This is a genomic window from Undibacterium sp. TJN25 (assembly GCF_049339885.1).
Classification (GTDB): Bacteria; Pseudomonadota; Gammaproteobacteria; order Burkholderiales; family Burkholderiaceae_D; genus Undibacterium.
Window position 1 is genome coordinate 343,467 of sequence record NZ_JBMPPM010000004.1, and the last position, 13,016, is coordinate 356,482.

Below are 13,016 nucleotides of genomic sequence, written 5' to 3' on the forward strand. Positions count from 1 at the left end.
CCGGCCGGCATGTGCAGCACTCAGGCTGCGCATACCGCGTGCCGGCAAAAAAATCGGCACAAATCGACAAACCCCGGCGAAGGCCCTGGCCGTAACAAGCGACGCAAAAATCAGGCGGCAACGCGGAAACGCGACACCGAGTTCCTGAGTTCTTCCGCCAGCATCGACAACTCGCGAATCGAGTAGGCGGTCTGCTGGGTACCGGTTTGCGTCTGTTCGGTGATGGTCAGAATATGCTGGATGTTTTGCGCAACGCCGTTCGCGGAGGTTGCCTGTTGTTCCGTCGCCAGCGAGATGCCCTGAATCAGCTCCGCAAGACGGTTGGAAACCCGGCTGATCTCGGACAACGCAGCACCCGCCGCATCCGACAGCCTGGCACCCTCAACCACACCCTGCGTGGACTTTTCCATCGCGGCTACCGCATCATGGGTATCCGTTTGAATCGTACGCACCAGCGCACCGATCTGTTTGGTCGCCTCAGCGGAACGTTCCGCCAGGCGCTGCACCTCTTCCGCAACCACCGAGAAACCCCGGCCTGCTTCACCCGCAGACGCGGCCTGGATCGCCGCATTCAGCGCCAGCACGTTGGTCTGTTCGGTAATGTCGGAAATCAGTTCGGTGATCTCGCCAATCTCTTGCGAGGATTCGCCCAGCCGTTTAATCCGTTTCGATGTTTCCTGGATCTGTTCGCGGATCTCATGCATACCCTTGATCGCGTTTTCCACCGCATGCGCACCCTGCTCTGCCGCCGCCACCGACTGGCGCGCCACTTCAGCGGATTCATTCGCCGAACGGGATACATCGGTAATCTCTTCGGCCATCGTCAATACCACCTGGCCGGCATCGGTAATTTCGCGCGACTGCTGCTGCGAGGCTTCCAGCAAGTCGGTCGATATGCTCTGTGCCTGATTGGATGCAGAGGTAACCTGTGCCGCGGTCGCCGTTACCCGGCCTACCAGGCCGCGCAACTCTTCCACCGTGTAGTTAACCGAGTCGGCAATCGCGCCGGTAATGTCTTCCGACACTGTTGCCTGCACAGTCAAGTCACCATCCGCCACTTCCTGCAATTCATTCATCAGGCGCAAAATCGCGGCCTGATTCTGGTCATTCGCGGCCTTCGCTTCTTCTTCCTGCCTTTGCGCCTGCATCATCTGCGCATCGGCCTCGACCCGGCGTTCATTCGCTTCCTTGGCGCGGTTACGGCTGTCTTGCAGTAGCACGGCGGCAATACCGGCCGCAGCCAGCAGCGCGACGAGCGCGCTGGCCAGCAGGAGCCAGAACGGCCAGGCTATCGAATCCTGCTCGGCCGCATAAGTTTTCTGCAATTTGGTCAGGCGCTGTTTCAGATCTTCGTTTTCATTAAAGATCAGCTGTTCGGATTGTTTCGCCGCAATAAAGTTTTGCAGGTTGCCCAGAATGCTCGATACCGAAGTCTGGTATTCGCCGAAAGTCTTTTGCAGCTCAGTCAGCTTGTCGCGGGTATCCTGATCCTTGGTCGCAGTCAGGCGCAGTACGTCGCTACCGTTCAGGAAACCTTCGACCAGATCGCGGAAAGTATTCGTATCCTTGCCCAGCAGGAAAGCCGTTTCAGGATTGACACCCTCGGAAGTCAGGAATTCATTGGCGCTACGGGCCAGACGCTGGGTCAGCATCACCAGCTGGCCGGATGCGGAAATTTCACGGGCAGAGCCGCCGCCTTGCACCTTCAGTGTGGATATCTGCTCAGTCAGTTCCAGCAGCGCAGGCGAAAGGTTGTTCAGTTTTTGCAGTGTCTGGCCGAAACCGGTCAGCTCATTGCGCAGTTTGGAAATCGTCTCGGCAGCCTTGTCGGAGTTTTTCCAGGATTTTTGCGTGTCTTTCAGAATCGCTTCCAGCGATGAATCCGGCTGGTCCACCTTGCGGCCCTGATAAGTGCCTCCGTTCAACAGCGTGTTCAAATCCGTATTCAGCTCGGTGCGGCTTTCCTGCAGCTGCGTAAACGCAGCGGGGTTGCCCTGAATCGCATTCGGCGCCGCTTTACCGATACGCTGCGAGTGCATCAGCGCTTCGCCGGCGATCTGCGCCTGCGTGGAAATCTGTGTGGACTGGGTGGAGTTCAAATACACAAACACCGCTACCAGCAGCAGTGCCGCAATCATCGTGGCCAGCAGCACGCGGATCTGCCTTTGCAAGGGCAGGTGCCCGATCAGCGGCAGCCGGATATCGCCGCCTTTTTCCAGCGCGTCACCGATGAAGGTCGCATCGGCGTGGTCTTCAACGGACTTCCTGTTCAGCATCTTGACGTTGCTCGCATCTTCGACTGAGTGAACGGCATTCGCCAACTCCCGCGCACCCGCAGCTTCTCCGTCAAGCTCTTGCTCTTGTTTTGCCTTCGACAGGAACGGTAGTTTAAATGCCGCCATTACAAAGTCTCCTAAACTGATTGATACTGACTAGAACTCAATGAAACCCGATTTGCAACGTGTGGCTTGTGTGTTTCCTGCCATGCATACGATTGCCCGCATCCGACTATTACTTACAAACCTACATGCAAAAATTCCTGATCCTGGACCAGCAGCGACAGGCTGAGCGCCATCCAGATATTGCCGTCCTTGTCCTTGTACTTCTTGACCATCCAGGACTTGCGCACGCCATCGTCCGGATCATCCAGCGGCTCCATGTCCGTCAGGTTGCGCAAGCCAAATACCTGCGACACAAGCAGACCGCTGTTGAAAGCCAGCGCAGGTGCAAAGGCCACCACCCTGGAGCCGGCGTCAATTGACGTGACGTCCTTGCCCTGGAAACGCGCCAGGTCCACCACGCTGGTCAGGTTGCCGCGAATATTGGACAGGCCGCGATACCAGTCGCGCGTCAACGGTACCTTCGTCATTGCCGCCACGGTGACAATCTCGCCGGCTTCCTTCAGCTCCAGCAGATAGCGCGTGTGGCCGACCATGATACCCAGCTGGCTGGCGCTGACAGCCGTGCCGCTCTGTGCCGCCTGCATGCGCTGCACGAGCTGGGCCTGGAATTCCCTCAGCCGCGTGCGACGGACGCTTTTGTCCGGCCTTGCCGTATCCGGCGCGGGGCTGGCTTGTTCCAGCGAAGTGGGGTCCGGGGAGTGGTCCATTATCCTAAGGCTGCAATCTTTGCCAGCAATTCCTGCGGATCGATTGGTTTGACCAGATAGTCGCGCGCGCCCTGGCGCAGACCCCAGATGCGGTCGGTTTCCTGGTTTTTGCTGGTGCAGATGATGACGGGCACGTCCTGGGTGTCAGGATCGCGCGCAATCGCGCGGGTGATCTGAAAGCCGTTTTGTCCCGGCATCACCACGTCCATCAATATCAGCTGCGGCTTGTCGGCCTTGATCTTGGTCAGCGCCTCTTCGCCGTTTTCGGCGGTGGATACCGAAAAGCCGTTCTTGACCAGGATGTCGGTCAGAAAATAGCGTTCGGTAGGAGAATCGTCAACGATCAGAATTTTTTGTATAGCCATTTTGGTATTCACCTTAATTACTTGGATGGATCAGGCGTCGTGTTCGTCGTGTAGTTACGTACGGTCTTCAACAAGCTGTCTTTGGTAAAGGGCTTGGTCAGGTATTCGTCGGAGCCAACCATTGCACCGCGCGCGCGATCGAACAGGCCGTCTTTGGAGGACAGCATGATCACTGGCGTATCGCGGAATTTTGCACTCTTCTTGATCAGCGCGCAGGTCTGGTAACCGTCCAGCCTGGGCATCAGGATGTCGCAAAAAATCAAATCGGGATGGGAATCGTTGATTTTGGATAAGGCGTCGAAGCCGTCCTCTGCAAGCACCACCTTGTACCCTACCTGCCCCAGGAAAATCTCGGCGGAACGGCGAATTGTGCTGCTATCGTCGATCACCATGATTTTCAAGTTTTCATTACCAGTCGGCGTGGACATAACATCATCTCTAGAGTAGGTGGATAAGTCACTTAGAACTGTAGCAAAATTTAAGTGCCTTGCGCCGCTTTTCATGGAATAAGGTAGTTTCCACGACGCAACAACAACGCAATATCGCACAAAAGCCCGATATCAGCTAGTGTGCGCGCATTCTTTTGTTGTTTGCGTAGGTTTTTTCTAGCCTGGAATGGCGTATTTGGTTTCCCAAATACCAATCACGCTCAGATTGCCACCATTTCAAAGTCTTCCTTGCGGGCGCCGCATTCCGGACAGGTCCAGTTCATCGGTACGTCGGCCCACAAGGTGCCGGCAGGAATGCCTTCGTCCGGCAAACCCTGTTCTTCGTCATATACCCATCCGCAGATCAGGCACATCCAGGTTTTGAATTCCACAGTTGTTGTTTCCTTATCACTCACGACTAAAGCCCTTAATAAAGTAAAATACGGGGTGCTCTGCAAACTCTTCTTGCTGCATATCAGAACGGACGAATGCCGCAGCCGTTTTGCAAGTCCACCACAAAGGCAGCTATATTAATCTACCCAACGTGCAAAACCAAATTTCTCCACTCATCTTGTCTTTCGGGGCCTCGGATCCGGTTGCATCCATAGGCATACAGGCCGATCTTGCCTCTTTTACAGCGATGGGCTGCCATGGCTTACCGGTCGTCACCTGCATCCTCGTGGGCGATACCTCGCAGGTGGACGATGTGCACGCGCTGGAGGCCGACCTGGTCGTCGAACAGGCTCGCACCATCCTGGAAGACATGCCCGTGGTCGCTTTCAAGATAGGACAAATTGCCAGCGTCGAAAACGCCACGGCCATCGCCGAAATCGTGTCCGACTATCCGGACCTGCCGCTGGTGCTGGATCCTTTCAGTTCCTCCATCCCCGACCAGGGGCCGGATGCGGAAGATATCCTGCTGGCGATACGCGAACTGCTGATCCCGCAAACCACCCTGCTGCTGCTTTCCGCCGTGGAGCTGTCGCGCCTGGCCGAGACCTGGAAAGAAGGCCCGAACGAAGAAGATATTGTCGCCGACGTGATGTACCTGATCGATTCCGGTTGCGAATACGTACTGGTTACCGGCACGCCGGCAGAAGGCAATGACGTTGCCAATACTTTATTCAACGAGTCCGGCGTAGTACGCAACGACCATTGGCAGCGCATACCCGGCCTGCATGTAGGTTCCGGCAATACGATGTCCGCGAGCATTGCCGCATTGCTCGCCAACGGCCTGGAAATCCCTGAAGCCGTGCTCGAAGCGCAGGAGTTCACAGTGGCCGCCATCAACCATGCGCAAAGGCTGGGCATGGGCAAACTGATCCCCGACCGTAATTTCTGGGCCAAGGAAGCCGAATAGGCAGATTGGCCCGCCAAATAAAGCAGTTACCTGGACGGCCCTTGCCGCCGTCTTCCTACAAGACATTTCACGACGATACCCGCCATGACAGACCGCAACGACATCCTCTTCCAACGCGCCCAGAAAACCACGCCCGGCGGCGTTAACTCGCCGGTGCGCGCCTTCCGTTCGGTGGGCGGCACGCCCCGCTTCATCCGCCGCGCCGAAGGCCCTTATTTCTGGGATGCCGAAGACCGCCGCTATATCGACTATATCGGCTCCTGGGGCCCAGCCATCGTCGGCCATGCGCACCCCGTCGTCGTCAAGGCGGTGCAGGAAGCGGCCGCGCGCGGTCTGAGCTTCGGCGCGCCGACGGAAGGCGAGATCGAGATGGCGGAAGAACTGTGCCGCCTGGTGCCATCGATGGAACAGGTGCGCCTGGTATCCAGCGGCACCGAGGCAACAATGAGCGCGCTGCGCCTGGCGCGCGGCGCCACCGGCCGCGACAAGATCGTCAAGTTCGAAGGCTGCTATCACGGCCATGCCGACTCATTGCTGGTCAAGGCCGGCAGCGGCTTGCTGACCTTCGGCAACCCGACTTCCGCCGGCGTGCCGGAAGATTTCACCAAGCATACGCTGGTGCTGGACTATAACAACACCCAGCAACTGGAAGACGCGTTCAAGGCCATGGGCAGCGAAATCGCCTGCGTGATCGTGGAGCCGGTCGCCGGCAATATGAACCTGATCAAGCCCACGCAGGAATTCCTGCAAACCATGCGCCGCCTGTGCACCGAGCACGGCAGCGTACTGATTTTCGATGAAGTGATGTGCGGCTTCCGCGTCGGCCTTGGCGGTGCACAGGCGCTGTACGGCATACAGGCCGACATCACCGCGCTGGGCAAGGTCATCGGTGGCGGCCTGCCGGTCGCTGCCTTCGGCGGCCGCGCCGACCTGATGAAACACATGGCGCCGCTGGGCGGCGTCTACCAGGCAGGCACACTATCCGGCAACCCGGTCGCCGTCGCCGCCGGCCTGAGCACGCTGAAACTGATCCAGCAGCCAGGCTTCTATGAAAACCTCAGCGCACAAACCCGCAAGCTGGTGCAAGGCCTGAGCGCCGCGGCAGCCGCGGCCGGCGTCACCTTCTGCGCCGATTCGCAGGGCGGCATGTTCGGCCTGTATTTCGCTGCGGAAGTTCCCGGCAGCTATGCGGCTGTCATGCAGTCCGACAAGGAAAAATTCAACCGCTTCTTCCACCTGATGCTGGATGCGGGCGTGTACCTGGCACCTTCCGCTTTTGAGGCAGGATTTGTATCGGCGCAGCATGACGATGCAGTGATTGAGGCTACGCTGGAGGCAGCGCGCGGGGCGTTTGGGCAGCTGGCTTAAGCTGGGGGTAACTTTCTTGAAGGGCAGCTAAGCTGCCCTTCATGTCTTGCGGCCCTGTTTCTATCCACGATCAATGTAAGCTGCAATTGCTGGCCGGGGGTAGCCCGGCATGCTACCTACTTTCTTTGCTTCGTCAAAGAAAGTAGGCAAAGAAAGACGACCGCAAGCCTCGCCCCTTCGGGGTGCCCGATTATGCGGCACAAAAATTGGGAAACGGGCGAAACTCGCCTTCGGCTCAAACACACCCGTTTCTGATCCATTTTCTGTACCGCACAATCGGCGAGGCTCCGAGCGGTTTAAAGTCAAAACCAAATTCAACAGCAAATTCAAAAACAACGGCAACCAGATTTTCTAATTTTTTGCAGAGAATGAATCTACAAAATTTCAGCAGCCTGATTTTGATGTTGGGGTTGTTTTTGAAGTACCCCCGCTGGGGACGCAGCATTTTGTGCGTGACAGAAAATGGATCAGAAACAGACGTTGTTTGAGCCGCAGGCGAGTTTCGTCTGTTTCCCATTTTTTGCCATGCACAAAATGTGATGGCGCTTGCCGCCATCACCCGAAGAGCAAGTCTGCGGTCGCCTTCTTTTTGCTTACTTTTTCTTGGCGAAGCAAGAAAAAGTAAGCAGCCGCCGGGCTACCCCCGGCCAGCAATCTTAAAAAATTCAGCTACAAGCAGAAACACCGACTAATAGGGCCAGTAAAGCGCGCCAAAGGTACCTATCTACTTCAACCACCCTCTCCGCCGAAAATACCAAAACGGCGTAACCGCCGAAGCCAGCATCAACACCAGTGCAAACGGATACCCCAAATCCCACTGCAACTCAGGCAGTATGCGGAAATTCATGCCATAGATACTGGCAATCAGCGTAGGCGGCAAGAACGCGACCGAGGCCACCGAGAAGATTTTGATGATCTTGTTCTGGTTGATGTTGATGAAGCCGACGGTGGCGTCCATCAGGAAGTTGATTTTGTCGAATAAAAACGACGTGTGCCCATCCAGCGATTCGATGTCGCGCAGGATCTGGCGTGCTTCTTCGAACTGGTCCGCGTTCAGCAGGCGGCCGCGCATCAGGAAGCTGACGGCGCGGCGGGTGTCCATCATGTTGCGGCGTATGCGGCCGTTCAGATCCTCTTCCTGCGCAATCGAGTTCAGCGCCGCCGCCGCATCCTGATCGGAAAAATCTTTTTTCAATACGCTGCGGCTGACATCTTCCAGGTTCTGGTAGATGCCTTCCAGCGCATCGGCCGAATATTCGGCGTCGGTGGCGTACAGGTCCAGCAGCACATCCTTGTAATCGACAATGGAGCCGGGACGCGAGCGGGCGCGCATGCGCACCAGGCGAAATACCGGCAGGTCCAGCGTATGAACGGAAAACAGGATGTCGCGTGCAAGGATAAACGCGACGGTGACAATGCTCGCCGGTTCGTCATCGTCGTCGATCAGGAAATCGGTGCGCAGGTGCAGGTCGCCGTTGTCCGCTTCGTAATAGCGGGCAGAGGCTTCGATGTCCTTGACTTCGTCCTCGCCAGGCAGCGTGACACCGTAAATGCTTTTGACCCAGTCGCGCTCGTCTTCATTGGGGTCGGTCAGATCTACCCATACAGGCGCGATATTTTCGAGATCGGCCCGGTTCTCGATGTTGATCTGGCTCAGGCGCCCATTTTGCAAGACAAATACGTTGATCATGTGTCTAGCCTGTCATTTACGGCAACTCCGCCGCATTCATGCGCCGTACGATAATTTCCGTGCGCCTTTGCAGGTAGGCGGAGCCGGTATTCTTGTCGAAGAACCTGGGTTTGGGCAGCATCACGGCCAGCCTGGCGGCCTGAGCGGGGCCCAGCGCCGCGGCGCTGATACCATAATAGTGCTGCGACGCAGCCTCGGCACCGAAGATGCCGACACCCCACTCGACCACGTTCAGGTAGATCTCCAGTATCCTTTCCTTGTCCATGCACATTTCCAGCATATAGGTGATGATCAGTTCCTCACCCTTGCGCACATAGCTGCGTTCGCCGGACAGGAACAGGTTTTTCGCCAGCTGCTGCGTGATGGTGGAACCGCCGGACACGACCTTGCCCTTCTTCAGGTTCTTTTGATAGGCCTTCTCCATCGCGTCCCAGTCCACGCCGTCATGCTCGGAAAAAGTATCATCCTCCGAAGCGATGACCGCGCGTTTCAGGTTGTTGGAAATGCGCGCGTACGGCACCCATTTTTGCTGCAATTTCACATTCGGATTTTTTTCCTGCAATACTTCCAGCTGATGCCGCATGAAGCTGGTGGACGAAGGATTATGGTTTATCCACCAGCAGATCTGCGTAAAGAAATACGCCTGCACCAGGATAAAAATCAGCAGCGGCGTGAAGACCAGCCAGAATAGCAGACGGCGAAAAATCTTCATGCCTGCTGCTCCATTGCGCGGCGCAACTCCGCAAATACAGCCTGCGTATCGGGCCGCACGCCACGCCACAGGTGAAACGCCTCCGCCGCCTGCTCCACCAGCATGCCAAGGCCGTCCCTGGTCTGCGCGCCGTGCTGCGCGGCAAAATGTAGAAAAACCGTCGGCCGGCTGCCGTACATCATGTCGTAGGCCAGGCTGCCACCGGCGAACACCCCTGCCGGTATGGGAGGCACTTCATCATTGATGCTGGCCGAGGTCGCATTGATCACGAGGTCAAAACGGCCATCCAGCAGAGAGAATTCGCATGCCGATACATGGCCGTGCCGGCGCGCCTGTGCGGCCAGCTCTTCTGCCCTGGCCAGCGTACGGTTGGCAATCACCAGCTGCGCCGGCGATTCCATCAGCAGCGGCAGCAATACGCCCCGCGCCGCGCCGCCGGCCCCTAGCAGCAGCACTCTCTTGCCGGCCAGGCTGCAGCTGGCATTGCGCATGATATCTGCCACCAGGCCGACGCCGTCGGTGTTATCGCCCAGCATGCGGCTGCCATCGAATTTCAATGTGTTGACGGCGCCCGCCGCCTGCGCACGCGGCGTCAGTTCGGTCGCCAGTGCAAACGCTTCCAGCTTGAACGGCACCGTAACGTTGGCGCCCTTGCCGCCGGCCTCGCGGAAGGCGTGCACCGCATCGGCAAACCCATCCAGCGGCGCCAGCAGGTGCCGGTAGTCTATATGCTGCGCGGTTTCGCGGGCAAAGCTGCCGTGTATAAAAGGAGACTTGCTGTGGGCGACAGGATTGCCTATGACCACATAACGTTCAGGCACGGCAGGGAAAGAAGATGCCGTATTCAATTTCCGCCTCCCCTGATCTCGGTTTGCAGCAGTTCTTCACGCGTAAACTTGAACTTGGTCGAGAATATCCACACATGTTCCTTGTCGTCACTCAGCAGGTCACGCGGAAATACGCCGAAAGGCGCCGAACGCTCGATGATACGCAAGGTTGCGGCATCGAGCGCAGGATTGCCGGAGGACTTGGCAATGCTGGGGCCGCCTTCTTTCTTGTATATCTGGCCGTCGCGCGAGATCGGTATGTACACGATCAGTTCGCCATACAGTTTCTTGCCGTTATGCACGGGAAAATTCAGCGTCCCGATATTTTCTATACGCTTCTGCATCTCTTTGTAATAGATCGCATAGCCGACGCCCTGGGTGCTCGGGCCCAGATAGGTCTTGCGCGGCCGCTTGTTCTGGTCTTCTATCGTTTCGGAAATTTCAGCTACCCGCCTGGCCAGCGCCTTGCTGCTTTCCACCAGGTCGCGCGCAACAGGGTCCGGCTTGTTTTCGTCGGTCCTGGTCTTGTCGCTCAGTTGCGGCGATGTCAGGTCGCTCTTGTGGGCAGCCTGGTCCAGCAGCTTCTGCTGCCTTTCTTCTAGTTCCTCTATCCGTTTCTTGGTCACCAGCAAGGTGTCGCCGTTCTGGATATTTTTCATATCCGGCAGCGGCGACTTGGAGCGCCCTTCATCGTTGGCGCCGCCGCCATCCAGGTTGGCCTGCGCCAGCGCCTGCGCTTTCAGCGGCTTGGTGTCGTGCTTGGCATTGACCAGGATGATTTCCAGGCCTGGGTCGTCCGGCAGCGATTTTTCCGGCGCGGGCTGCGTGAAATGCAATAGCAGAGCCACGCCGTGTACCACCAGCGAGATCACAATGGCCGTCGTCAGGACCAGGTTTTTAAGTAGGGAGTCCACAAATAGTTTGGCTGAAATTTTGACAGGCTTCCGTTAGACAGTCTTCGTTACCCGGCGACCGGCGTATCCGCGCCAGCGGCGCTTTCCCCGGCATCAGAGTCCGCTACCGCAGCAGGCTGTTCGGCGGTTTCTTCTTCTACGTCCGCAGCTTCCTCGCTCGCAACCGGGCCAACGGCCCCATCGGCCGCATCCTCTTCCACATCGCCAAGGTCTTCTTCCGCAACGGTGGACAGCATTTCCAGCAAACGCGCTTCCACGCTCAGGTCCAGCTCATCCCAGCGCAGCAAATCCAGTTTCACCTGGGCGCCCCGTGCCATCTGCGGCATGCCGGGCAGGCGTATGATCAATGGAATGTCCACCAAACGCAAGACTTCGTCCTTCAATACAACAGCATCGACCTGGCGCGCGTTTTCCTGGCCCAGCCAGCGCAGGCACCAGTAGCGCTCCATATTGCTCTGGAAATCGCCATAGGCCGAATAAGCGGCGTCAAAACCGGACACGATCGCAAACAGGTCGGCATCCTTGGGTTTGAAGGTGGCGACCAGCGGCGCGGTCACGCCATGTTCGACGCAGGCGATAATCTGCCATTGGTTGACGAGATCGGTGTAGCGGCGCAACGGAGACGTGCTCCATGCATACTGGTCTACGCCCAGGCCCTGGTGGGGCGCGGCATGGGTGACCATCCTCACCTGCATCTTGGCGGCCCAGCCGCCGCTGCCGGCGCCCTGGCTGCGGTAAATGCCGGGGATGCCATGCTCATGCATCAGCTTGCCCCAGCTGCTGTTGGCAAAGATCATCAGTTCGGCGACGATCTTGTCCAGCGGTGCGCCGCGCTTGCGGCGCACGATGGAGACAACGTCGTCTTCCACGTAAAAATTGAAATCGACGCGGTTGGTCTGCTCGGGTTTCAGGCCGAAACCTTCGCGTTTGAGCATGCGGCCTTTTTCCAGCACCTGCGCCCATTGCCACAGCACGGCAATTTCGGCCTTATGCGGGTATTCGCCGGCATCGTTGGCCAGGTTGTCTTCGGTGACCAGCGCATCCAGGTCGTTATGCCGCAGGTTGGACGCCATCGGAATCGCTTCCACCCTGGTCTCGGTAGAGACTACTGACCATTCCTGCGTATCCAGCGTCACGTACAGCGACAGCGCCGGCCTGGTCTGTCCCGCGCCCAGTGTATAGGTTTCCACCAGTTCGTCCGGCAGCATGGTGATCTTGTCGCCCGGCATATACACGGTGGACATGCGCGACCTGGCAATATGGTCCAGCGCATCGTCGCGCTTGATGCCCAGCGCCGGCGCGGCAATATGGATGCCGACCCTTATCTTGCCGTCTGCCAGCGTGACCACGGAAAACGCGTCGTCGATCTCGGTTGTCGTGACATCATCGATAGAGAATGCCTGCACGTCCGCCACCGGCAGGTTGTCAGGCAGCGAAGGGATAGGCGCGGCGGGAAAAGCCGTGCCCTTGGGGAAGCTGTCGAACAGGAATTTGGACAGGTGATAGTCCTTCGCCGACGCCAGGCCGCCATTTTCCAGCATCAGCCGCGGCGGCGGGGTCTGCAGCGCGTCGCAGGCTTCGGCCATGGCCTTGTATTCGATACTGTTCTTATCCGGCTTGAATAGCAATTGCAGGACCAGCGGCTTCAATGCAGCCGGCAGGCGTTGCTGCTTCAGTTCATCGACATAGGCAGCTTGCATCAGGGCTTGCTGCTTTTTCTTTTCTATGCCCGCCAACGCTGCTTTCAGCGAGGCTTCCGGCGCGGCCTTATAACGGCCGCGGCCTTTTTTGTAAAAATAGATAGGGGAGGTATGCAGCGCCAGGATCAGGCCGGCGGCCTCCTCAGGTTTCGGCGCATGGCCGAAGTATTCTGCGCCCAGTTCCGCAAAACCGAATTCCTCTTCACCGGCGACTTCCCACAGGAATTCCAGGTCGATATCGGCTGCGGACAATTTGGCCTGCGCCATCAGGCTGACCGGATCGGGCGATGTAAATTGCAGCAGCACATCCTTGGCCTTGACCTTGCTGCGCTTGCCGCTGGCCAATTCTACCTGGTAAGCCTCGCCCGCTTGTGATAATACCGATCCCGCCTTGAAATCGCCCGACTCTTCAAAAAATAAATTCATTCAACACATCTTTTCTCAACAAACCTGGCCGGCTGGCGCCTGTATTTGCCGCCACACCGCCAGATTCCGGCCTATTAATCTCTCAATTTTTGGAGTATATCCAAAAACTCTCTTTAT

Annotated in this window: 13 protein-coding genes; 2 read left to right on the plus strand and 11 right to left on the minus strand. The window is 57.6% G+C overall.

Annotated features, from left to right (window positions below; translation table 11 throughout):
* Positions 1–110: 110 nt before the first annotated feature.
* From ACO0LO_RS11710 to ACO0LO_RS11730, 5 genes are all read right to left on the minus strand, one after another.
* Complete coding sequence (locus ACO0LO_RS11710) at positions 111–2,276, minus strand: methyl-accepting chemotaxis protein (RefSeq protein WP_422964701.1); 2,166 nt, start codon at positions 2,274–2,276, stop codon at positions 111–113.
* A gap of 239 nt (positions 2,277–2,515) precedes the next feature.
* The gene (locus ACO0LO_RS11715; RefSeq protein WP_422964410.1) at positions 2,516–3,109 is read right to left on the minus strand and encodes a chemotaxis protein CheW; all 594 of its coding nucleotides are present in this window, start codon (positions 3,107–3,109) and stop codon (positions 2,516–2,518) included.
* Positions 3,109–3,474: a response regulator transcription factor gene (locus ACO0LO_RS11720; RefSeq protein WP_188567120.1), complete on the minus strand. Its 366-nt coding sequence runs from the start codon at positions 3,472–3,474 to the stop codon at positions 3,109–3,111. The genes ACO0LO_RS11715 and ACO0LO_RS11720 overlap by 1 nt, the downstream gene beginning before the upstream one ends.
* 17 nt (positions 3,475–3,491) lie before the next feature.
* Positions 3,492–3,902: a response regulator gene (locus ACO0LO_RS11725; protein ID WP_394777417.1), complete on the minus strand. Its 411-nt coding sequence runs from the start codon at positions 3,900–3,902 to the stop codon at positions 3,492–3,494.
* Between the two features lie 221 nt (positions 3,903–4,123).
* Positions 4,124–4,294, minus strand: a complete 171-nt coding sequence (locus ACO0LO_RS11730; protein WP_325395539.1) for a rubredoxin — start codon at positions 4,292–4,294, stop codon at positions 4,124–4,126.
* Between the two features lie 152 nt (positions 4,295–4,446).
* On the opposite strand from ACO0LO_RS11730, the gene thiD reads away from it, so the two are divergent.
* Both thiD and hemL read left to right on the plus strand, forming a co-directional pair.
* Positions 4,447–5,262, plus strand: coding sequence for a bifunctional hydroxymethylpyrimidine kinase/phosphomethylpyrimidine kinase (thiD, locus tag ACO0LO_RS11735; protein WP_422964411.1), 816 nt, complete (start codon positions 4,447–4,449; stop codon positions 5,260–5,262).
* Positions 5,263–5,346: 84 nt separating this feature from the next.
* Entirely contained in the window at positions 5,347–6,630 is a 1,284-nt protein-coding gene (hemL, locus tag ACO0LO_RS11740; protein ID WP_422964412.1) for a glutamate-1-semialdehyde 2,1-aminomutase, read from the plus strand.
* A gap of 235 nt (positions 6,631–6,865) precedes the next feature.
* Here the strand turns inward: hemL and ACO0LO_RS11745 are convergent, their stop codons facing one another.
* The 6 genes from ACO0LO_RS11745 to ACO0LO_RS11770 all read right to left on the minus strand — a co-directional run bounded on the left by ACO0LO_RS11745 (position 6,866) and on the right by ACO0LO_RS11770 (position 12,899).
* Positions 6,866–7,147 carry a hypothetical protein gene (locus tag ACO0LO_RS11745; RefSeq protein ID WP_422964413.1) on the minus strand — a complete coding sequence of 94 codons (282 nt, stop codon included), beginning with the start codon at positions 7,145–7,147 and terminating at the stop codon, positions 6,866–6,868.
* A gap of 207 nt (positions 7,148–7,354) precedes the next feature.
* A complete protein-coding gene (gene corA / locus ACO0LO_RS11750) occupies positions 7,355–8,320 on the minus strand; it encodes a magnesium/cobalt transporter CorA (RefSeq protein ID WP_422964414.1) in 966 nt (321 codons plus the stop codon).
* A 16-nt stretch (positions 8,321–8,336) separates the two neighbouring features.
* Entirely contained in the window at positions 8,337–9,032 is a 696-nt protein-coding gene (gene mtgA / locus ACO0LO_RS11755) for a monofunctional biosynthetic peptidoglycan transglycosylase (protein WP_422964415.1), read from the minus strand.
* Positions 9,029–9,880 (minus strand): shikimate dehydrogenase, encoded by an 852-nt coding sequence (gene aroE, locus ACO0LO_RS11760; protein WP_422964416.1) that lies wholly within the window; start codon positions 9,878–9,880, stop codon positions 9,029–9,031. Before aroE ends, mtgA begins: the two co-directional genes overlap by 4 nt.
* Positions 9,877–10,773 (minus strand): TonB C-terminal domain-containing protein, encoded by an 897-nt coding sequence (locus ACO0LO_RS11765; protein ID WP_422964417.1) that lies wholly within the window; start codon positions 10,771–10,773, stop codon positions 9,877–9,879. Before ACO0LO_RS11765 ends, aroE begins: the two co-directional genes overlap by 4 nt.
* A 47-nt stretch (positions 10,774–10,820) precedes the next feature.
* A complete protein-coding gene (locus ACO0LO_RS11770) occupies positions 10,821–12,899 on the minus strand; it encodes a ribonuclease catalytic domain-containing protein (RefSeq protein WP_422964418.1) in 2,079 nt (692 codons plus the stop codon).
* Positions 12,900–13,016 lie beyond the last annotated feature (117 nt).